This is a genomic window from Bradyrhizobium sp. C-145, assembly GCF_023375135.1.
Classification (GTDB): domain Bacteria; phylum Pseudomonadota; class Alphaproteobacteria; order Rhizobiales; family Xanthobacteraceae; genus Bradyrhizobium; species Bradyrhizobium zhanjiangense.
The window spans coordinates 1,580,819-1,600,596 of the sequence record NZ_CP088150.1 but is presented as its reverse complement, the minus strand read 5'-3'; the positions used below and the strand labels follow the sequence as shown (position 1 = coordinate 1,600,596).

Below are 19,778 nucleotides of genomic sequence, written 5' to 3'. Positions count from 1 at the left end.
CGTCTGGAATCCATGAGCACCATCGCCTGGAAACGCTGATCACCATCCCTGGAATGCGCACGGGATCAAGACAGACGTGCGGGCGGTGTGGACGTTCGTTCACGCCGAAGGGCTGAGCTTCAAAAAAACGGTCCTGCCGGCCGAACAAGATCGTCCCGATATCGCCCGTAAACGGGCGCGCTGGAAGACCCATCAGGGCAGGATCGACGCTTCGCGCCTGGTCTTTATCGACGAGACCTGGATGAAAACCAACATGGCGCCGCTGCGAGGCTGGGGGCCGAGCGGGCAACGTCTCCAGGCGTCTGCGCCTTTCGGCCATTGGAAGACCATGACCTTCATCGCGGCGCTGCGCCACGATCGGATCAGCCCAATCAATGGCGTATGGCGCGACAATCAGGATGAGAGCGGCGCGTCAATCAAGATGAGACAAGGCGGCCGAGTCAGGAGATAATTGACGCTGGCCGCCGGCTTGGCAAGCGTTGATTGACGCTGCGCGACAATCAAGCGGCGCTGCCAGCGTCAATCACCGCTTTGTCGAGCTCGTTTGGAGTGGCGTGAACGGGCGGCCGGGCTGGACCGCGCCTTCGATCGAGAGCAACTTTTCGGCGATAGCTCTCGACATTCATCTCGAGGATCGTGGCGTGGTGCACCAGGCGATCGACGGCCGCCAGCGTCATTGCCTGATCGGGGAAGATACGCCCCCACTCGCCGAACGGCTGATTGGCCGTGATCAGCAGCGAGCGTCGCTCATAGCGGGCGGCGATCAGCTCGAACAATACGCTGGTCTCCGCCTGATCCTTGCTCACATATGTGATGTCATCGAGGATCAGGAGGTCGTATCGATCGAGTTTGGCGATCGCGGACTCCAGCGCTAGCTCGCGCCGAGCCACCTGCAGCCGCTGCACCAGATCAGTAGTGCGTGCGAAGAGAACGCGCCAACCGTTCTCGACGAGAGCTAGGCCGATCGCTGCACCGAGATGGGTCTTGCCTCCGCCGGGTGGACCGAACAGCAGCAGATTGGCGCCCGTCTTCAACCAGACGTCGCCGGCGGCGAGCGCCATCGCCTGTGCCTTTGATAGCATCGGCACGCTCTCGAAGTCGAACGTGGCGAGCGTCTTGCCGGCAGGCAAACGCGCTTCCGCCATGTGTCGCTCGATGCGACGGCGGGTGCGATCCGCAGCCTCGTGCTCGGCAAGGGCCGCGAGGAAGCGGGCGGCAGGCCATCCTTCCTTGTCCGACTGTGCGGCGAGCTTTGGCCAGATCGCCTTGACGCCGGGCAGACGCAGCTCATTGAGTAGCAGCTCGACGCGGGCGGCATCGATTGAGGTCGCTATGCTGGTCATGCTGCTTCTCCCAGGTTCGAGGGGACCGACACGATACTGACGGAGGCCAGCTCATCGTAGACGTCGAGCGACGCCAGCTTGACGGCGACACTCGGGATCGAGGCTGCCTCGGGTCGGAAGCGGTCGCGCAGCGCGGCAAGATCGGGTAACCGTCCCGCATCGAGCTCCATCGCGATCACCTCGGCGAGCTCAGCTTCGCAGGCTCGCTCGTGGGCCAGCGCCAGAAGCTCGACCGTCACCTTACAGGCGCGCCGGTCATCACCATGTTCCCGCATGGTCTCGAACAGACGTTTGTAAGCCGTGCGCGGGAAGAGCTGGTTGCGATAGACGAGGCTGACGAGCGCCATCGGCTTGCGGCGCAGGGCATGGATGACGTGCCGGTAATCGACAACATGCCCGCCATGGCTCTCCGACATAGGCCGTCCACGCCGCAGCGTCACGACCGGCGTGACGCCGAGGAAGCATTCGAGCCGGTCGTCGAAGATGCGCACACGCAGGCGATGGCCAATCAATCTTGAAGGGACGGTGTAGAACACGCGCCGCAGAATGAAGCCGCCTGACGACGTCACCGGGATCACCTTCTCCTCGAAGTCGGTCGTGCGGCCTTTCGGCAGTGGCGCCAGTTGCTTCTCGAGCGCGATCCGCTTGGCGAGGGTGGCGTTGCGCCGGCCGACAATCTCGTCGACAAAAGCCCGGTAGGCATCGAGACTGGCGAAGTCGCGCGTGCCCCGTAGCAACAGCGCATCCTCCAGGGCTCGTTTGAGATGGCCGTGCGCACTCTCGATCGAGCCGTTCTCATGTGCGATGCCCGCATTGTTGCGCGAGGGTGCCATGCCGTAGTGGCCCATCAATGCGGCATAGCGCTGTGTCAGATCCTCCCGCGCGTCGGCCGCCAGATTGCGGAATGCTGCCGACAGGCTGTCGCTACGATGCTCCCGCGGCACGCCGCCGAGCGCCCACAGGGCGTTCTGCAAGCCCTCTGCCAGGGCGACGAAGCTTTCGCCGCCGAGCACGACATGGGCATGCTCGAAGCCGGAGAACGCCAGCCGGAAGTGATAGAGCCGGTGATCGAGCGCCTCACCCGCGATGACAATGCCGAGCGCGCTTGTATCGGTGAAGTCGGACAGACCCAAACGGCCGGGCTCGTGCTCTTGGCGGAAGATCACGTCCTGTTCAGGGCCGTTGAGCGCCCGCCAGGCATTGATGCGCCGCTCCAGCGTGCGTCGGATGTTGGGGTTAAGATCGGGATGCCGGCGGCGCAGCTCGTCCAGCACGCCGATCACGCGGATGCCGGGCGCAAGCCTTCAGAATCGGGACGATCTCGGCGTCCCAATAGGGCACGAGCGGATCTGACCGTCGCCGGCCCCTCGGCACCTTCTTCTGCGAGGGCAGGCGCAAATCGTCCTCGATCCGATACGCGCTCGCTTTCGAGAACCCCGCCTTGGCCGCAGCGGCCTCGGGGGACAATGTCAGTCGATAGTTCATGTACAGCCTCATCTGGTGGTCGGTGATGTGGAGGCCAGGCAAGGCGTCGATTCCCTCTTGTCGAGACGAATCAACAGCTTGCACCAGCCGCACCCGGCCGCCAGACGGGTCCGAAAAGCGCTGCGCCGATGGGGACGGTCCTTCGGTCGGGCTACGCCCTCCCTCCGGTCCGCCCCCATCGGCGCAGTCTCATCCTGATTGTCGCTAAGGTCTCACCTTGATCGCCGCCGCCCAATGGCGAGCTCTTCACACTTTATATCGAACAGGTACTGGCGCCGACCCTCGCAAAAGGTGAACTCGTCATCCTCGATAATCTCGGCAGTCACAAGGGCAAGGCGGCGCGCAACGCCATCCGCGCCACAGGAGCACATCTGCTCTTCCTGCCGCCCTACAGCCCCGACCTCAACCCGATCGAGCAGGTCTTCGCCAAGCTCAAACACCTGATGCGAGCCGCCCAGACACGTGATGTCGAAGCGACTTGGCGCAAGCTCGGCGAACTCCTCGACCTCTTCTCCAAGGAGGAGTGCGCCAACTATCTCAAAAATTCAGGGTATGTTTCCGTATAAAAACATCACGCTCTAGACCAGTGCCAACCAACGGCCAAAAAGTCGTAAGCGCCAAGCTGAGGCCGCTCAGGCTTTGAAGTGCCAGGGCGTGAGAGCTTCGATTTGAGAGATCGGCCAGCCCTGCGCGATCCGCTCGAGAGTTTGCGTGAGCCAGGAGTGCGGATCGACATCGTTCATCTTCGCGGTCTGCAGAAGCGTGGCGATGGTCGCCCAGGTCCGGCCGCCGCCATGGCTGCCCGCAAAGAGCGCATTTTTTCTTGTGATGGTTTGCGGCCGGATTGCCCGCTCGACGGTGTTGGAGATCTCCGAAGCGTTAGGTCGGCGCGCGCCTGCTTTCCCTAGCGCTTCCAGACAAACTCTTTCATCCGTGGATCCGCGCTAAAAGCGTCCTGATCGAAGGCGATCGATACGCGGGGTGCTTCGCAGACGGCGCGAACACCATTGGAATCTAGATAAAGTTTCCAGCTCTGCCGATCAACCGGTTCATGCCTTGCAAACACGCTCGGATTCAGGATTGCAAAGTTCGACCCTTTGTTGGGATCGCGGACCGAAGTGTATTTGATGACATGAATGGCAGCTTCACGCGCGCGGTCAGCAACTGCCTGCGCGAGCGTATAATCGACGAGATCGTAAAGCGGTGCATGGCCTGCAAACGGACTCGCGGTCAGATCCAGCATCCGCTCTGTGGCAACTTCAACTGCAAAGCCCGTGTATTCTCCCGGATTCTGCGGCCAAGATGTTCCAGGGGACTCCGCGAAGAAGAGCAAACGATAGAAAGCCATTTCAGCAATGGCAGTACTCGGATGTTCTGCGGCGTAAAACACACCATCTGACGCGTTCGGGCGCCGAAATCTGCTCCCATAAGGGTTCGTTGCGCTATAGCGAAATGGCGTCATTAAAAGGAAATGGAGCCCTTCGTAGCCCGACGGCACTGGAGGTTTTGTCGCCTCGATCAGACGTTCAAGAATCTCTTGCTCGGCCAGAGTATCCGTTACCTTCATTGTCGAGGCTTGATGTTGAGCCTCGACAATTCGCCATGATCTACTCGTCAGGATTACGGCCTTAGATGATAGCTCTTCTGGTGTCCAAGTATCGGATGACATCAACGAGGCCCTGCACCTTTTGGATCAGATCGACCGGCCGAGCCTTAAGCGCAAGGTTATCGTTTCTCAGCCATTCACCGGCCGTTTTATCATCGCCACTTACAATTGCATTCAGCGATCGATAAAGCCGAAGAAAAAGGACGGCCAGCTCGAACGGCTTGCCGCGCTCGAGCACGTACTCGCCGCTTCTCATACGGGAGACGACAGATTCGGAAAGGCCCAATACATTGGCCAAAACCCGCTGGGGAAGGCCAAGCCGAGCGGCCGCCATCATAGTCGCCTTGGTAAGAACCGCCCCCTCTTTTGAGGGCTCTCGCACAGCCTCCATCGCGGGTGACATATACACCACCTCCCTTTTCTACAGAGAGAATAAGCCTACGAACTTTCATTAGCAAGAGAATTGCTAACCGTCAGTTAAGTTCCACCCTGTCTGAGTGCCCTCAATGAGCCAAGGCTGCGCGGATCTATGACGCCTCGCTAGGAACCGCGGAGCAAGCCGCTGGCTCGCGACCGAGCCGGTCCCGGCCCGCCCCAAAAGCCCCCCTGCCGGGGCCGCTTCCTTGGCCGGGGCCGTCTCCCTTGAATGAATCCGATTCCCCTGCCGCTCTGAGGACTGCTCCTAGGAGGGCCGTCCGCCTGCACTTGGCGGCCTCTTGTCTGAGGTGCGCTGGCTCAGCGCGTTGGAGCTTGCCGAAGCGTTCTTAGCCGAGGGCCGCAGAGGTCGACATGCTCGGAACCGAGCGCGTAGCCCGAGATATCTCCAAAAGACACACGCCAGACCGTGTTCGGATAGCTTCCGGCGCACACCAAATGTGTCGTATCGGATGCATAGTTGACGCAGCGCTTTAGACACTGCCTCGCTAGCGCAGCTTGGCGATCGAGGCAGTTCAGGCCGGTTCTTTTGTCTTCGGCCCTCCCGAGGTCGTCTTCAAAAAAACAATCCCGCGACTGCGCGTTTCCGGTCAACAGGTTCACGCATTGAGCGGTCGCGTCGTCGATCTGCGCCTTGGTCGGCTTCACCAATGGGCACTCCGGGGGAATCTGAGCAGGGGCCAGGTAGGTACGCGCTGGCCGGCGGGCGAGCACGGCGGCTCGGTGCTTGCGCACCGCGGACGACGGCCCTCGAGAATTTTCGGCGCAGGCGATGGGAATGCATCTGGTCCACAGCGGACCTGTGCTCACGCACTGATTGGCGTCTGGCGCGCAGCCAGTGGGGCAACAGGTTTGCGCAGACGCGGGCGATATCACCGCATATGCAAAAACCAGGATTGGCACCTTGAGATGGCGCATGTTCCCCCCACCAGCAGCTAAGCGGCGCTCGACTTGTCCTTCAGATCCCCTGGGTCTCGAGTGCAACTGTTTAAATTAAATTAGCTTAAATAAATTTGAATCTGTTAATTAGTTCAATCACGAAAAGTTACGTTCTCGGCCCGCGATGCCGAGCCGCTAGATCCGGTTGGCGCTGAAGTATAGTGCGGCAACAACTCGGGGTTAGTCGCAAGCATGCTGTCTAGAATTTCGGTTGCCGTGGCGTGGGCTTCTCTTGCCTTCATCACCTACGCAAGTCTGTCTCCATTGCAGGACAGGCCTGAACTGAGCAGTTCGGCCAACATCGAACACATCGCGGCCTTTGCATTCCTAGGTTTCGCATTTTGTGCCGCGTACCGGGACCGGATGACGCTGGTATGCAGCGTCGTGCTTGGTAGCGCAGTGGTGCTGGAATTGTTGCAAAAGCTGACGCCAGATCGCCATGCTAGATTGCTGGATGCGTCCGAAAAGGTCGTTGGCGGGTTGCTCGGGATTTTGCTCGCCAGCATCGCTTTACGCCTGATCGAGCGCTGGACGGCTGCGTCTGATGTCTAACGGTTCTTGCGGGTTTGCCGGGTCCCATATGGAGCGAGGTGACAAAAGGACACATTTTTGCTTCGAGGACGCTGAAGACGGAAAAGGCTTTCGCGTCGATCTGCGAAAACCTCGTTATTTAATACATGGAGGCCTAGGGAGGCGATCACGACGGGAGGGTGAGGCGGCACGCTTCGGAACGGCTCGTAAGCCGGGGAGTGTTTGTTTTTGCGGTTCGCGGATTGCATCAGATCATCGAGTCTGGCTGCGGCTCGATCTATTTTGCGAAGGGCTTCGGACTGCTGGAGGCAGAAGCGCGTCATACTGAGGTCACGCCGCGCGGCCTGCACCTCGTGCAACGCACGATCGATTGCCTCGGTAACATTGTGACCAACCATATCGGCTGCCCCTCGCTCACACTCAGGCGCGTTGTGGCTGATCTTAAACGGCCGGTGGACGAGCTCTGCTTCTTCGCGCAGAGCAGATGAAGCCACTATCAATTCCGAAAGCGTCGATACCTTTGCGACGGCGATTCAACCTCCGACAAGTCGTCTTTACCCAGGATCGCAGGAACGAGTTCGTCGTTCACAACCTTTTCCATTACAAATCGCACAAGCTTGGAGCGAGAGATTCCACGTTCCTTTGCCGCTTTCTGTAGATACTCGACTTCCAAAGGAATGACGATGTTCTTGATGGCCACAATATGTCCCCGTGATGCTCCTCGTTTCTTGACCAGCAAAGTTGGTGAGAATTGGAAGGCACTGTGACAATAAACTAACGTATACACACCGAAGTTTTGCAGGATGCTCCATTGAAAACGCTATGAATTTACGTCAACACCAGCAAAGAATACCTTGGATCATTCGTGGCGCCCTTCGAGCGGCGCTAACGCATTCGCATGATCACTCTAACCCGCCCGTGATCATGTTGGAGAACATCAAGTGGCAAAGAAGACGAAGCGCAAGCGCAAAGAGTACACCAAAGACGACGTCAGGCTGCTCAAGGCACATTCTAAAAGCCCGTACCCCAGTGGCAAAGCTTGCGAAGCTGATAAAACGGTCCGAGGGCTCGTTGAGGCAGAAGGCGCGCAGCCTTGGAATCGGTTTAGGACACCAGCGCTAAGCTGGGAACCCTCCGACCACTAGTGTCCTAATTCCCCTCTGCGAGTGTCCAACAAAGCGGCCCCGCCGCCGCAGGGCCGTCGTCCCCCTTAGAGGACGCAAGTAGGGAGGAAATGCAAGTTGCTCGTTCTAGCCCGAAGATCTAGCAAAGCCGACCAGCACCACTGTCCTAGTTTCAAATTGCGGATTCCGCAGCACAGGGCCGAGAGGTCCGCTGCTCAGGGAGCCCCGAGGCGGACGACGCCATCATGCGCGACTCCGCCTGCTGTTGCACCAAGATAGGTGAAACAAAAGGCCCCACTCGGGGGGCGCTCATTCTGCCGCTCGCAAACCCTTCTCTGTAAGCTGATAACGCTCCCCCTGTTTCACCAGCCAGCCGCCTTGGACCATTCTCCCCGCCAAAGCCATCGAACATGCCGGCTGGTTGCCACCAGGGTGATACAGGCCGTCTCTGCGCTCGACCATAAAGCCGTAGACGCGCAGAAGACGAAGCGGTCTCAGCATGCTGGGAAGGACTACGGTCGTACTCGTCATTGCTCTCCAAGTGACGGTGCCGTCGAAGGTTCCAGAACGCCACTCGGCAACTCGAATTAGGACCACGGGACGCGAACCGGGAAACAAAGTGGCAATATCCCTGCGCCCTTTGGCGCTGTGGCCGCGCTGTTCATTTGCGCGGCAGTGTCCGCCATCTGGGTCTTTAGCGGTTAAGATCTTCCGCTTGCTCGTCGGTGCTGGGTTTTAGGCTGTAGACGTTGACGGTGCCTTCCCTCAGCCTAACACAAATTAAGGAAACTCGGATTTCCGCGGTTCCAGCGTGCGAAATGATTCGCGCCGCGCGCCAATTTAAATTAAATGTTTTTCACCGGGGCTGGCGGATATTTCACTTAAATCGTTTTTGCCCGGCTTATTTTGACCATGCGCGGGCCGCAGCGAAAACATCGCTGCGGCCTCGTGTGTGCTCTCAGAAACGATCTTCGCTCAAGTGCCGGTAGTGCCGCACGCCTCGGTCGCGCGTTGGAAAAATTGCCTGGCTGCAGTACTCGCGTAATTTTAAAGCCAATGGCGAATAGCTGCAGCTTGAACGAATGGCGCCATCGATCAGCCGCCAACAGGCCCGAATCACGATTGCAAATTCAGCGGGTCGGGGTTTCGATCGATTTCCAGCGCTGGTGCGAACGAAGCTCCGTCTCCCGCTCCATCGCTATTCAGCCCCCAGCCCCAGCGGTGGAGCGGGGCCTTCTCTTCGACCATGACACGTTTGGCTTAACCGCGCACCATCCCTGCCGCGGCGGACAGCGCGTGCCGCTGCACTTCCGGGACCAACAAGATTGCCAATTTTCGAAATCGTATTCACCACTGTGCTGCCGGATGGGGTTTGGCCTGCAGTCCGGAATCGGTCAGCAGTTGAGCGGCAGAAAGCTGAGCAATCTGCACACATCTTTGCATGAGCCCGCTACACACCATTGATCGCGTTCCACGATGAGAAGCCGGCACTGTTTGAGCAAACGACTCCAGCATTGAGCGTCGAGGAATCGCCGCCGGCAGCAATACGCCGTTGCTTAACCCCAAGCCGAGAAGCCAGAGGGCGGCTCGTTGGTAAACGCTCATGGTGTCATTGACTGCGCTTGTGCAAAACGCGGCGAATGCGGCGCTTGATGGGAACAAAGCCGAGATGTTGATCCCGCCGGTATTCGTCGCTGGGTTCGCGGTGCCGCTACCGTTCCAGTTTCCAGTCGCTTTCCTGAACCAACCGGTACTGTTGGTGAAATCGATGGCCATTCCAATAAGTGTACCGGACGAAATCGAACCTAGGCTCGATCCGGTGCTCGAGCCATTGAACCAAATGTTGCCGCTGGGAAAGACAAGGAAGCTGTTGGCGCCGGAAATACCCATCGACGAGAACACGGCACCGGCTGTCGCAATGCCGATTCCGGAATCTGAGCCTGTCCACGAAGCGCCGACCAGATATTCGATATACAACTTTCCAGCGTTGCGCGAAGTGGTTGAGCGAACGCCCTCACGAGACGACACCGTCGCCGACGCAGTCAGGTTGCCATTCGATAGGCTTATGCCCGAGCTTTGATCACTCGGATTCCAACTGCTGCCGCCCGCACCGCCTCTGTCCAATGCCGGTGAACGAATGAACCTAGTGACGAGAGGAACCTAAGAACATTTTGATGATTCTCCGGATTTGTAGGGAAATCGTTCACTGAGGCCAACCGGCCGTGTAGCCGGTTGGCACTACGCCACGAAAGGATGAGCCGCCGATGTTCGCGGTAATGACATTGTTCGCAACGCCGCCGCCGAAGAGACCGCTACCGAAAGTGACGAAGGGGACCTTCGTGCCGGCAGGGATCGGAATGCCGCCGTGCAATCCATCCGGCTGAGTTGGATCGTGGCCGACCATATTTTCCCAAAGACCAGAGTTGAGACGGAACCACACCCTTGAATTGGTAATATCGGCCGCGACGCCAATCACGTCACCGCTGACCAGTCCACGGCCGACGTTATAGCCGGTGTTGCCTCCGAGATCGGTCCAAAGGTTGCGGGAAACCGCGCAGCACATGTCGCCGTGCGCAGAACTCGTACCCATGCCGCTGAAGGCCGACGACGTCGTGCCGATACCTACGCCCACGCCAGAACCTCCAGCGAAGTGCGTCAACGCAAATTCGAAATAATACTTGCCTATCGTCTTGCCTGCAGACGAGACGACCATTGCGCCCTGATCCGTGCTCGTCGTTCCAGTATTGGTCGCAACCAGATTGCTACCTGATAGCGTCACATTGGCCGCAGTCGAAGGATCAAAATTCGTGAATGGTCCCCCAGGAGGAGTAACCGGCGGCGGCGTGGTCAGTGATGTCACCACGCACTGAAGAAGCGATTCTGCGATGATCTCAATGAGATAGTTTGTGCCGATCTGCGCGCTCATGGTGTCACCTCAGATACGAAGCCATTTTCGAGCGCTTCCGTGGCGGACCACTTGCGGTTCTCTTTCATCCAGCGCCGCGCGATATCGCCGGAAACGGTGAGGCGTGACGTCAGGAATGCTTCGGTAGCGTCGTCGCTGTCATTGAGCGACTCGTTGATCGCTGCTGGCACGTCTGAGACGAACTCCAAAAGAAGCGCTGGTTCTGCTCCCTCCGGCCGGCGCCGGATTAGGGAATTCCGGGAGCGCCTTCGGTTGCTTCCGCGGGTCTGCGTTGATCACGTAGATGGTCGTTTCGCACGCCATAGATTCCTCAATTGCGCAGGATGGCGTTGGATTGAGCGCCTTGGGGAGCCGTTCATCCGCGACATCGGCCGAGCGAGACCGAGCGGGATCATCCCGCCCGGTCTCACTGATCGGCGCTGGTGCATCCGCAGTCGCCAAGTTCATTGTGTCCGGCCCCTCATTGCGCCCAAGATTTCATTCCGGATTTCGAGCGCGGCCGGCCTGGTGAGATTCACCAACAGCTCCGGTGGCCCATATGGCGCATGTCCATCCAGATCGAGCCACAAAGGCGACGCATGCCATGGAGGAAGGGCAAGCGCGCGACGAAGCGCATACTCATCGCCAGCATCAAACGCGGCGAAAACCTCCGGTGTCAGCGTCATCGCGCGACGCTTCGAAACGCGACGCTTGATCGGCATCACTCAAGCCCTCCAGGAGAGCCAAATCTGTCAAGCGCCCAGCATGGCTCTGCCGCATCATGCCGGCGCAGATACTCGGCACCGAGGCGACGCCAAGCCTCCTTGGCCATCGGATGCCCCTCGCGTCGGCTGACGGGCAATCCGATGTCATCCAAGTCGTCGAAGAAGTCGAAGCCGCTACCAAACAGCACGGACCACGCCTGCAATTCGTCGGCGACCGATATTGCGCGTTGTTTCGCTATGCGTCGTTTCACTGGCATCAAAGGCCTCGCCTATTCGAGCGCAGGGCCGGCGGCGCAGTCCGGGCGCTGGACGAAGGCTCCGTATCGAGATCGAGCTCTCGGACGAGCCTCGCGAACGAAATTCGGCTATCGCGCTCGATAGCCACGGCGGGATGAGGACGGATACCGCCCTCGCGGCCCTCAACCACGAGGCCGTCACGCAACAGGATCTCCCGAGCCTGCTGAAGGCGATCCCAGCACTCCGCAGCAGCCTGTAAAATGCGCAAATGGTGGGGCTCGAGCGCATATTCTCGCACCACAAAGCGCCACCAAGCGCGCGTTTGCTCGGTAAGATGCGCGGGCGGTTTGGGCGTTTTCGGCTTCATTTCAGGGTTTCAGCTTCTCACGTTGGCGAGTTTTTCATCGGGGGCGGCGCGATTGCGCGTAAATGGGCCTGGCCGGTTCGGGGACCCCTTGCTCCAAACTTTTGACACCCCCCAGGCTCGGCAGGCTCACCCCCGGGCGGAAGGTTCGATGAAGGTAAGCGCGCTTAAGCAAAGCGATCTGAGCCTCATCAGGAAGGTCACGTATTTGGCTCGGCGACACACCTGAGTGCGCCACCAATTCCAAGAGCCGAGCAAATGGTCCTATCTGCATCATGACATTCACCCCCACTGAATTGATTCGGGTAATTCGGACCGATCCAGGAAGCCCACCTCGACCATGTTGCGAAGGATGACGGCCAGCTTCGAGTGCGGGTCACCCGGATATCCGAGGCTCAGCGGCTGAGCCGGTCCTAGGTGTGCCGATCCTCGACAAGATGATCCACGCCGAGATCATCAAGCGATCGGGCGCCGCCGGATCGGGCGAATACGAGGTGGTGAAAAAGCTGGCGGCGCAAAAGCCGGCGACAAAACTCAATGGCGAATCGCAAGGAGAAATGACGAATGCCCAATAGAATCGGCCACAACTCGGGGACGCTATGGCTGACCCGATCCTATAATTTCATCGACAAGGACCCGGAGATCGATCGCTTCCGGACGCTCTATCAAAGGGACCGGATCAAGGAGGCCGATCTCGCGGTGCTTGCTGGCCTATCAGGATCGACGGTCAACAACATGTTCGGCGGCAAGACGCGGCGGCCGCAGCACGCCACGTTCGCCAAGATGGCCGGCGCGCTTGGCTACAAATACGATTTGGTTCGCGATGACCGACCAGACTACGCGAGCGAAATCCCGAAGGCGCGCGAGGAACGAAAGGCCTATCGAGCCATGCTCGCGAAAAAGAAGGAGCGCGCCGCCAAACGCAACGGCCATGCAAACGGCCACGGCAAATCCGACGGAAGGAGCAAGTAAAACCAATGGGACGGGTTAAAAACAACAAAACGAAAGTGCGCAGCGCCGGCAGTGCCGATCGCTCGCTCGGCATCATGATCCGCACGCGCCGCAAGGAGGTCGGTCTGAGCCAGAGCGAGCTAGGCGAACGGCTCGGGGTCAGCTTCCAGCAAATCCAGAAATACGAGAAGGGCGTCAACCGCGTCAGTGTGGCGCGGCTCAGTAGATCGCCGCCGCACTCGATTGCGACATTTCGCTCTTTACTGGCGCCGCGAAAGGAGACGCGAAACTCACGCCGCACATGGAATTCGCTGCCTCCAAAGATGGCCACGACATCATCACAGCAATGATGCGGGTCGGCAATCCGGAATTGCGGCGCAGCGTCATTGCGCTTGCCCGCACTCTCGCGGAAGCATTCCCCGACTAACGAAATGATCGGCAGCCCCGGCCAGAGCGAAAGCACCGGCTGGCGGTGTTATCGGGTGGTGGAAGATCGGAGGGAAACGCAAATGAGCGATATCGGCTGCAATCGCACCAGATACCTGCCTCAGCACCGGCCAAGAGGCATCTGCTTCGCGGATGCGATTTTGGAGGTGCAGGCATATGGACAAGGCGAAGCTCAGTCAGACGATCTGGTCGCTTCCCATACCTGACCGGATAAAGCGGCTCCCGACATCGGAGACCGGCTTTCCGGTCCCTTGGTTCATCGCATGGCTCGATGGCAAGCCGGACTTCCGCGTCATCGGGCCCGATCGGCTCGTGATGGCGGTCAAGCGCTCGCTCTGTTGGGTTTGCGGTCAGCCGCTGGGCCAATACAAGGCCTTCCCGATCGGCCCCATGTGCGCGGTCAACCGGGCGATCGCCGAGCCGCCATCGCATCTCGAATGCGCCGAATACGCGGTGCGCGCCTGCCCCTTCCTTACCAACCCGCGCATGCGGCGCAACGAAAAGAACATGCCGGCGGGCCGCCAAGAGCCGGTCGGGATGATGATTAAGCGCAATCCTGGCGTCATCTGCATTTGGGTGACAAAGGAATTCCGCGTGATGCGCGATGGCAACGGCGCCCTCTTCCGTGTCGGCGATCCCACGTCGGTGACGTGGTGGGCCGAAGGCCGCCGCGCTACCCGCGCCGAGGTCGATCACTCGATCGAGGGCTTACCGCTGTTGCGCTCCGAGGCGGAAAAGGACGGTCCCGAGGCGCTCGCCATGCTGGACCGATATATCGCGCGCGCTCAACGGCTGTTGCTGCCATGATCGAAACCGACGACGCCATTGCCCGCGCCGCTCGGATCATCGATCAGCATGCGTTCCGGCAAGAGAACCCCAGCGTCGCGCTCGCAAGGCGGCAGCAAATCGCGATCCGCAAAGCCCGCGACGTGCTTTCCTTCGCGGCGGCCGAACGCGACGATCTAGTCGCCGCTCTCGCGCGGGCCCACGAGCAAATCGACGCCTTGTTCGCAATGTACGCGCTCAAGGACCACACCTTTCGCCTATCGGAGACAGAGCTATGGCCCGAAATCGTCCGCCGAAACGAAATCCTGCGTCGTTACGGGATCGAGCCGAAATGATCGGCGGGGAAATGCGAAAGGGGCTTCGGCAATTCGGACGCGCTCGTTGAGCAATGCGGCCGATCCTCGCGGGCCAAAACCCGCGACGATTCTGCGGCTTGGCCGGCCTAGCGCAACATATTGAGGTCTTGTACCGAGCTAGTTGGACTTTTTCTAGGGCCGGGGCGATCATCCCATGTTGCATACCCGCACCATGCGCAACGGAACATCGTTACCGTTCCAGCGCGGCGCGCATCGACCATCTCAGTTATCAGCACCTCGCTGCTTCCCAAGCACCGCTCACAATTGGGCAAAGAGGCTGCTGTCTTGTCAAAGTCGGGCATGAACACGCAGAGCTAGAGGTGAGCGGAACGGTAACATAGCTTTCCCGCGCGGGCATGCCCTCATTCGTCAAGCGATCAAGCGGCGATCTGGTCTCGCCTACTTCCCGACGAGGGCAGATCGTGCCCAAAATCGATGTGCGGTCAGCAGTTGGACCTAGATTCGCAAGCGCCGCTTCGCTCGGCACCCGCCGTCCAGAGCGCGTCACGCCCGAACGGTGCGCAAGAAATTTGCGACTTCTTCGCTGAGTCGAGCCGAATCGCGCGACAACTGCCCAGCAGATGACAGGAGCTGAGCCGATGCGCTGCCCGTTTCGGCTGCGCCACGCTGCACATCGGCGACGCCGGCACTGACCTCGCCGGTGCCCTGGGCCGCCTGCTGGATGTTACGAGCGATCTCGTGCGTGGCCGCGCCCTGCTGCTCCACCGCAGCGGCGACTGCCGAGGCGATTTCGGACATTCTAGAAATGGTCCCACTGATATCCGTGATAGCCGCGACCGATTTTCCCGTCGCGTCCTGCATGCTCCCGACCTGCTGACTGATCTCTTCAGTCGCCTTGGCGGTCTGTTCGGCTAACGCCTTGACCTCGCTCGCCACCACGGCGAACCCGCGACCGGCATCACCCGCGCGTGCCGCCTCGATCGTCGCGTTGAGTGCCAGGAGATTGGTCTGGCCTGCGATGCTGTTGATGAGATCGACGACGTCGCCAATTCGTACGGCCGCCTGCGCGAGACGTCCGATCTGTTCATTCGTGATCGAGGCCTGTCGAACGGCCTCGTCTGCGATATGCGAGGATTCCTGCACTTGGCGGCCGACTTCTCCCACCGAGGCCGCCAATTCTTCGGAAGCCGACGCGACCGACTGGACATTGGTCGTCGCTTCCTCGGAAGCCGCGGCGACGCCGGTCGCCACCTCCTGCGTCCGCTCGGCCGTCGCCCTCAGCGTGCTGGCCGATGCTTCAAGCTGGCTTGAAGCCGAGGAGACCGTCTGAACGATTTCGCCCACCGCAGTCTCAAACGCGTCGGCAAGTCGATGCATCTCGCGCCGCTGGAGCTTGGCCTGTTGCCGCTCCTGCTCGGCTCTGGCTTCCTCTGCCTCCTTCTTGGCGATCAGTGCCTCCTTGAACACCTGCAACGCATCGGCCATTTGCCCGATCTCGGTGCGCTCCCCCCGATGCGTCACGGCTACCGAAAGGTCCCCTCCGCTGAGGGCTTGCATTGGCGAGACGATCGCGGCGATGCCTTGCGAGACGTTTCTTACCAAAAGGAAGGCAACGAGAGCGCCAACGACTCCGGCGATCGTCGCCATCGCCAATAGCATGCTGAAGGCACGGCTATAGGCGCCCGCGGCCTGCACTCCCGCCTCGCCAGCGCCTTTGTTGTTGAAGTCGATGGCACTAGCCAAGACCTTGTCGGCGTTCAGGCCGATGGGATTGACCGTCTTGCTGTTGAGCTCATTGGCCTCTTGCGGAAAACGGCCGGCCGCTGCGCGCGACATACGCAGCACCTCCTGCGCGCCCTTCATGTACTCGTTCCAGAGACCTCGCCATTCGTCGTAGAGCACACGCTCCTGCGGACTGGAGATGAGCTTCTCGTATTCCGCAATACTCTGCGCAATCCTCTCGGCGACCTGCTGGATCCGCTTATCAAAGTCTGCCTTGTCCTCGGCACGCTCCGTCAAGAGGTGCTGTCGTACCGCGTTGCGGTAAGTAATGGTGGTGGCGCGCAGCTCGCCGAGCACGCGGACGCTCGGAAGCCAATTGGTCTGAATGTCAATGACCGCGGCGTTGATCACCTGCATCTTCCAGATCGCAAACGCGCTGGTGGCGAGTAGTGCCAGCAAGAGGCCGACAACGACGGCGGTGATTTTGGTGCGGATAGGCGTCTTCGCAAACATGCATTGCTCCCCAAAAGGACTCAATTAGTGATCCCCTCCCGTCGCAATACATCTGACAGGTGGCGTCCCTCTCCCCTGGACCGGACCAATTGCCAACAGCCCGACGCTAGTAGAAGTTGTAACGGTCCCGCTTTAAGCAATTCTTACACTGGAGCTATTTGAGCGACCGCGAACAACTTGTACTATTCCCCCCAAAGGTCGGGGACCAAGTAGTCGTCCCTTCCGGAGTTCGGGGTCTTTTTCAAGATCAAACAGCGGGCATAACTCGGCTGCGCGCGCGGCGAAGTTGCTGTCGATGGTATAGTCGAGCGGTGTTTGATTCGAGACCGCGACTGATGCCGCACCATTCGCAACGCAAGCTGCCGCTCAATGCCGCCCGCCCCGCCTATCGCACGCTGCAGGGTTGGGCGCTCGGCACGCTGATCGAGCAAGGGATGGTGAGGGCGTGCCAGCACCATGGCCATAGCGTCGATCGTGCCGATCCCGAGGCCTGGAACCGCGCGCGCGGGGAAGCTTGGCGGAACCCCTTCCCTGGCGCCACTCCGGAGGCCTGCCTGGCCGCGCTGGAGGAAGCGATGTGCGGCATCGGCGATACCTGCCCTGAATGCGGCTAAACGCCGGGTTTGACTCCACTTTCCCCGGCCTCCGCCTATATTGACCCTAATCGGTACAGGTGGAGTGTTGCGTTCATGGCCCCGCGCGCGAATTGGAAGGGGTTTTTGAGGCTGTCGCTGGTGACGTGTCCGATCGCGCTATTTCCCGCGACCTCGGAATCCGAAAAGATTAGCTTCAACCAGATTAACAAGAAGACCGGGCACCGAATTCGATACCTCAAAGTCGACGCCGAGACCGGCGACGAAGTCTCCAACGAGGATATCGTCAAAGGCTATCAGGTCGATAAGGACCGCTACCTTGAGGTCACCAAGGACGAGATTGAGAACATCGCCCTGGAATCCACCCGCACCATCGAGATCGACGAGTTCGTCCCGCGGAGTGAGATCGACGACCTGTATCTCGTGCGCCCCTATTACATCGTCCCCGACGGCAAGGTCGGCCATGACGCCTTTGCCGTGATCCGCGAGACCATCCGCTCGCTCGACAAGGTCGCGCTTGCCCGTGTGGTGTTAACCAACCGCGAGCACGTCATTGCGCTCGAAGCCCGCGACAAAGGTCTTGTCGGCATGCTGCTGCGCTACCCCTATGAGGTGCGCGATGCGGCGGAATATTTTGATGACATCCAGGACGTCAAGGTCACCAAGGACATGCTCGACCTCGCCAAGCACATCGTCGAGCAGAAGAGCGGTCATTTCGAGCCTGAGAAATTCGAGGACCATTACGAGGCGGCGCTCGCCGAGCTACTCGCCAAGAAGCAGAAGGGACTGCCGATCGCGGCGGTGAAGAGGCCGGCCCCGGGCAACGTCGTCAATCTGATGGAGGCGCTGCGCGCGAGCCTGGCTTCGGATAAAGGCACACCGAAGACGGCCAAGGCGCCGCCAGCGAAAAAGCCGGCCGCAAAGAAGCGCAAGGCGGGCTGAGGTGCCCAACGGGTAAGCCCTGCCTCTTCAACGCCTGAGACGGGCCTCTGAGAGACTAGCGGAAAACTTAAGCAAGCACCTCCACATTCGTCACCGAGCTGTAGAAAATTGGAGTCCTTTTGGCCCTTTTGCGACATCGGGTGATGTCTGCATTTCCCCGCTGTTGAAGCTTGCGGAGTCCTAGACCTCGCATCGGCTGCGCGCTGCCCAGATCGCGCGCTCCTTTCAAAGCATTCCAATCAAAATACAGAGCCCGATCTCGGCCAGGAAAGTGACGCTCATGATCGCGACCGTAAGGAACACGTTGCTCGCCGAGAGAGGGTTCATGAATGTCTCGCACGTTGTCCCGGCCGAACTCCATGAGCCGGTCATGTAACTTGTGTCTGAAGACCGCCGGGACCGAGACAAGGTCAACAAAGCCGTTCGCCGTCGGGGTACTTTCGGGAGCCGCCGCTACGACGGCGCGATCCGGATGCCCGGGTCGTCGACCCAGGCTTCCCGCGCAAACCACGCGTGATCGGTACGGCAGATCGGACAACGGGTGCGCGAGAAAAACACCGCGCGGCGCCCAAAGCTCTCGCGATCAGTCTGGATACCGGTGGGAATCGCGTGTCCGGTTTGCGGACATTTGACCATAACCATTCCCATGTTGCCCTCCCTTGCGATTTGTCCTTGTTGTAGTTTGCAGAAAAGCGCCGGCCGATTGGAATGCGCTTCTTGTTGGTGCGGGGTTGGGGGGCATCGCGCACCTTGTTGATCGAGCATGGGGCAGTGGGGGGCGTGCTCGCTCAGCTCGGCTTGCTCCAACCGGCCGGATCCCTCCTCAAACGAATTCTGGATGTGAAATTGAGCGCGCTTTTTTAGCCGCCGCCTTGGTGGAGAACCCTGGTGAAGTGCTTCCTGATCGGCTCACCCGTTTCCGTCGCGAGCTTCTGGGCAAGCGTCCACAATTCCTTGTTCTGGTCGGAGGCGGTGTCGAACGCCTTGCGCGCTTGCGCCGCCGATAAGGTATAGACATCGGTCGCTGACTTGCTGCCGAACAGATGGACGAAGAAATCGAGCGCAGAAGCGGCATTGGCGTTTGAGATTTCGAACACCTTGAGCCCGTAGTCGGTCGCGCATCTCGCATTGCTCGAATAGGTCTCACGCAGCGCCTGCGTCATCTCTTCCGATGCGGCCTTGATCTTCTCGCAGCTTTCCCGTGCGCGGGCAAGGCCTTGCTCGGCAAGCTCGCGCCCCACGCCAGGCAACATGACCTTCGAGAAATCCAACCATGTCATCCCGAAAACGTTCGCTCCGTTCGCTTTCATTTCGCTTTCACTCACGCAACATTCCCTTTCTCAAGCGAAAGCATTCCTCGCAACGCTCGCTTGCTCACGAGAGCTCACGCTCTGTGTTCGATCAGATTTTGGATGAGCCTTGATCTAGCCCCGACCCGATACGACTTTGTTAAAGAGAAGCGGGAATGTCGGTTCGGTTTGCGACTCTCGCTCAAACTTTTTTTGAGATTGTCAATACAAACGAAGGTATGTCGGGGAGTGACTGTGCATAACAGTGATATCGCAAGGGGTGGGAAGTTCCTTCCTCAGCGTAAGAACGCCGAATCGAAAAAGGCGTTCGCCCCGATCTGCGAAAATCTGGCTAATTCGTACAGGGAAGCTGGGGTGTCAAAAGCCCGCCAGCGTGAGCCGGCGAGCCTGTCACAAATCTGTGGCATGGCCATTGCGCAGTGAAAATCAACTGGGATTTCAGTGCCCAGTTTGAGACAAGGCGGCTGCCGGGGGGACAGGGAATTTCGAGCCCGGCAGCGCTT

Annotated in this window: 19 protein-coding genes and 7 pseudogenes; 12 read left to right on the top strand and 14 right to left on the bottom strand. The window is 59.7% G+C overall.

Annotated elements, in window-relative coordinates; translation table 11 throughout:
- Positions 1-61 precede the first annotated feature (61 nt).
- Positions 62-367, top strand: a pseudogene (locus tag LRP30_RS07575) (IS630 family transposase); the annotation flags it as partial.
- A gap of 133 nt (positions 368-500) precedes the next feature.
- On the opposite strand, the gene istB reads toward LRP30_RS07575, so the two are convergent.
- Together istB and istA are read right to left on the bottom strand one after the other, a co-directional pair.
- On the bottom strand, positions 501-1,343 hold the full coding sequence (gene istB / locus LRP30_RS07570) for an IS21-like element helper ATPase IstB (RefSeq protein WP_249759888.1): 843 nt from the start codon (positions 1,341-1,343) through the stop codon (positions 501-503).
- Positions 1,340-2,840, bottom strand: a pseudogene (gene istA / locus LRP30_RS07565) (IS21 family transposase). Before istA ends, istB begins: the two are co-directional and overlap by 4 nt.
- Before the next feature lie 215 nt (positions 2,841-3,055).
- Here istA and LRP30_RS07560 point away from each other — a divergent pair.
- Positions 3,056-3,394, top strand: a pseudogene (locus LRP30_RS07560) (transposase); the annotation flags it as partial.
- A 66-nt stretch (positions 3,395-3,460) separates the two neighbouring features.
- Here the strand turns inward: LRP30_RS07560 and LRP30_RS07555 are convergent.
- The 3 genes and pseudogenes from LRP30_RS07555 to LRP30_RS07545 form a co-directional block, all read right to left on the bottom strand.
- Positions 3,461-3,694, bottom strand: a pseudogene (locus LRP30_RS07555) (transposase domain-containing protein); the annotation flags it as partial.
- Between the two features lie 38 nt (positions 3,695-3,732).
- A complete protein-coding gene (locus LRP30_RS07550) occupies positions 3,733-4,395 on the bottom strand; it encodes an RES family NAD+ phosphorylase (RefSeq protein WP_346016206.1) in 663 nt (220 codons plus the stop codon).
- Positions 4,396-4,456: 61 nt separating this feature from the next.
- Positions 4,457-4,837, bottom strand: coding sequence for an MbcA/ParS/Xre antitoxin family protein (locus LRP30_RS07545; RefSeq protein ID WP_249759887.1), 381 nt, complete (start codon positions 4,835-4,837; stop codon positions 4,457-4,459).
- 1,163 nt (positions 4,838-6,000) lie between these two features.
- Here LRP30_RS07545 and LRP30_RS07540 point away from each other — a divergent pair.
- The 3 genes and pseudogenes from LRP30_RS07540 (at position 6,001) to LRP30_RS07530 (ending at position 7,461) form a co-directional block, all read left to right on the top strand.
- Complete coding sequence (locus LRP30_RS07540; RefSeq protein WP_249759886.1) at positions 6,001-6,360, top strand: VanZ family protein; 360 nt, start codon at positions 6,001-6,003, stop codon at positions 6,358-6,360.
- 221 nt (positions 6,361-6,581) lie between these two features.
- Positions 6,582-6,827, top strand: a complete 246-nt coding sequence (locus LRP30_RS07535) for a hypothetical protein (protein ID WP_249759885.1) — start codon at positions 6,582-6,584, stop codon at positions 6,825-6,827.
- Positions 6,828-7,280: 453 nt separating this feature from the next.
- Positions 7,281-7,461 (top strand): annotated as a pseudogene (locus LRP30_RS07530) (hypothetical protein).
- Between the two features lie 1,349 nt (positions 7,462-8,810).
- Here LRP30_RS07530 and LRP30_RS07525 read toward each other — a convergent pair.
- The 6 genes from LRP30_RS07525 to LRP30_RS07500 form a co-directional block, all read right to left on the bottom strand.
- On the bottom strand, positions 8,811-9,440 hold the full coding sequence (locus tag LRP30_RS07525) for a hypothetical protein (protein ID WP_249759884.1): 630 nt from the start codon (positions 9,438-9,440) through the stop codon (positions 8,811-8,813).
- Positions 9,441-9,666: 226 nt separating this feature from the next.
- Positions 9,667-10,389, bottom strand: a complete 723-nt coding sequence (locus LRP30_RS07520; protein WP_249759883.1) for a hypothetical protein — start codon at positions 10,387-10,389, stop codon at positions 9,667-9,669.
- On the bottom strand, positions 10,386-10,559 hold the full coding sequence (locus LRP30_RS07515; protein WP_249759882.1) for a hypothetical protein: 174 nt from the start codon (positions 10,557-10,559) through the stop codon (positions 10,386-10,388). The genes LRP30_RS07520 and LRP30_RS07515 overlap by 4 nt, the downstream gene beginning before the upstream one ends.
- A gap of 273 nt (positions 10,560-10,832) precedes the next feature.
- On the bottom strand, positions 10,833-11,090 hold the full coding sequence (locus LRP30_RS07510; RefSeq protein WP_249759881.1) for a hypothetical protein: 258 nt from the start codon (positions 11,088-11,090) through the stop codon (positions 10,833-10,835).
- A complete protein-coding gene (locus LRP30_RS07505) occupies positions 11,090-11,353 on the bottom strand; it encodes a hypothetical protein (protein WP_249759880.1) in 264 nt (87 codons plus the stop codon). Before LRP30_RS07505 ends, LRP30_RS07510 begins: the two co-directional genes overlap by 1 nt.
- A complete protein-coding gene (locus LRP30_RS07500; protein WP_249759879.1) occupies positions 11,350-11,697 on the bottom strand; it encodes a P27 family phage terminase small subunit in 348 nt (115 codons plus the stop codon). The genes LRP30_RS07505 and LRP30_RS07500 overlap by 4 nt, the downstream gene beginning before the upstream one ends.
- Before the next feature lie 416 nt (positions 11,698-12,113).
- On the opposite strand from LRP30_RS07500, the gene LRP30_RS07495 reads away from it, so the two are divergent.
- The 5 genes and pseudogenes from LRP30_RS07495 (at position 12,114) to LRP30_RS07475 (ending at position 14,213) form a co-directional block, all read left to right on the top strand.
- Positions 12,114-12,269 carry a hypothetical protein gene (locus LRP30_RS07495; RefSeq protein WP_249759878.1) on the top strand — a complete coding sequence of 52 codons (156 nt, stop codon included), beginning with the start codon at positions 12,114-12,116 and terminating at the stop codon, positions 12,267-12,269.
- Positions 12,259-12,666, top strand: a complete 408-nt coding sequence (locus LRP30_RS07490; protein WP_249759877.1) for a helix-turn-helix domain-containing protein — start codon at positions 12,259-12,261, stop codon at positions 12,664-12,666. Before LRP30_RS07495 ends, LRP30_RS07490 begins: the two co-directional genes overlap by 11 nt.
- A gap of 5 nt (positions 12,667-12,671) precedes the next feature.
- Positions 12,672-12,907 (top strand): annotated as a pseudogene (locus LRP30_RS07485) (helix-turn-helix transcriptional regulator); the annotation flags it as partial.
- Between the two features lie 500 nt (positions 12,908-13,407).
- The gene (locus LRP30_RS07480) at positions 13,408-13,899 is read left to right on the top strand and encodes a hypothetical protein (protein ID WP_249759876.1); all 492 of its coding nucleotides are present in this window, start codon (positions 13,408-13,410) and stop codon (positions 13,897-13,899) included.
- A complete protein-coding gene (locus LRP30_RS07475) occupies positions 13,896-14,213 on the top strand; it encodes a hypothetical protein (RefSeq protein ID WP_249759875.1) in 318 nt (105 codons plus the stop codon). Before LRP30_RS07480 ends, LRP30_RS07475 begins: the two co-directional genes overlap by 4 nt.
- Positions 14,214-14,738: 525 nt before the next feature.
- Here LRP30_RS07475 and LRP30_RS07470 read toward each other — a convergent pair.
- The gene (locus LRP30_RS07470) at positions 14,739-16,430 is read right to left on the bottom strand and encodes a methyl-accepting chemotaxis protein (RefSeq protein WP_249759874.1); all 1,692 of its coding nucleotides are present in this window, start codon (positions 16,428-16,430) and stop codon (positions 14,739-14,741) included.
- A 335-nt stretch (positions 16,431-16,765) separates the two neighbouring features.
- Here LRP30_RS07470 and LRP30_RS07465 point away from each other — a divergent pair, with 335 nt between their 5' ends.
- Positions 16,766-17,044, top strand: a complete 279-nt coding sequence (locus LRP30_RS07465; RefSeq protein WP_249759873.1) for a hypothetical protein — start codon at positions 16,766-16,768, stop codon at positions 17,042-17,044.
- Positions 17,045-17,119: 75 nt separating this feature from the next.
- Positions 17,120-17,965: a Ku protein gene (locus LRP30_RS07460; protein ID WP_249759872.1), complete on the top strand. Its 846-nt coding sequence runs from the start codon at positions 17,120-17,122 to the stop codon at positions 17,963-17,965.
- 410 nt (positions 17,966-18,375) lie between these two features.
- Here the strand turns inward: LRP30_RS07460 and LRP30_RS07455 are convergent.
- Positions 18,376-18,613, bottom strand: a pseudogene (locus LRP30_RS07455) (hypothetical protein).
- A 212-nt stretch (positions 18,614-18,825) separates the two neighbouring features.
- Positions 18,826-19,236 (bottom strand): phasin family protein, encoded by a 411-nt coding sequence (locus tag LRP30_RS07450; protein WP_249759871.1) that lies wholly within the window; start codon positions 19,234-19,236, stop codon positions 18,826-18,828.
- Positions 19,237-19,778: the final 542 nt, after the last annotated feature.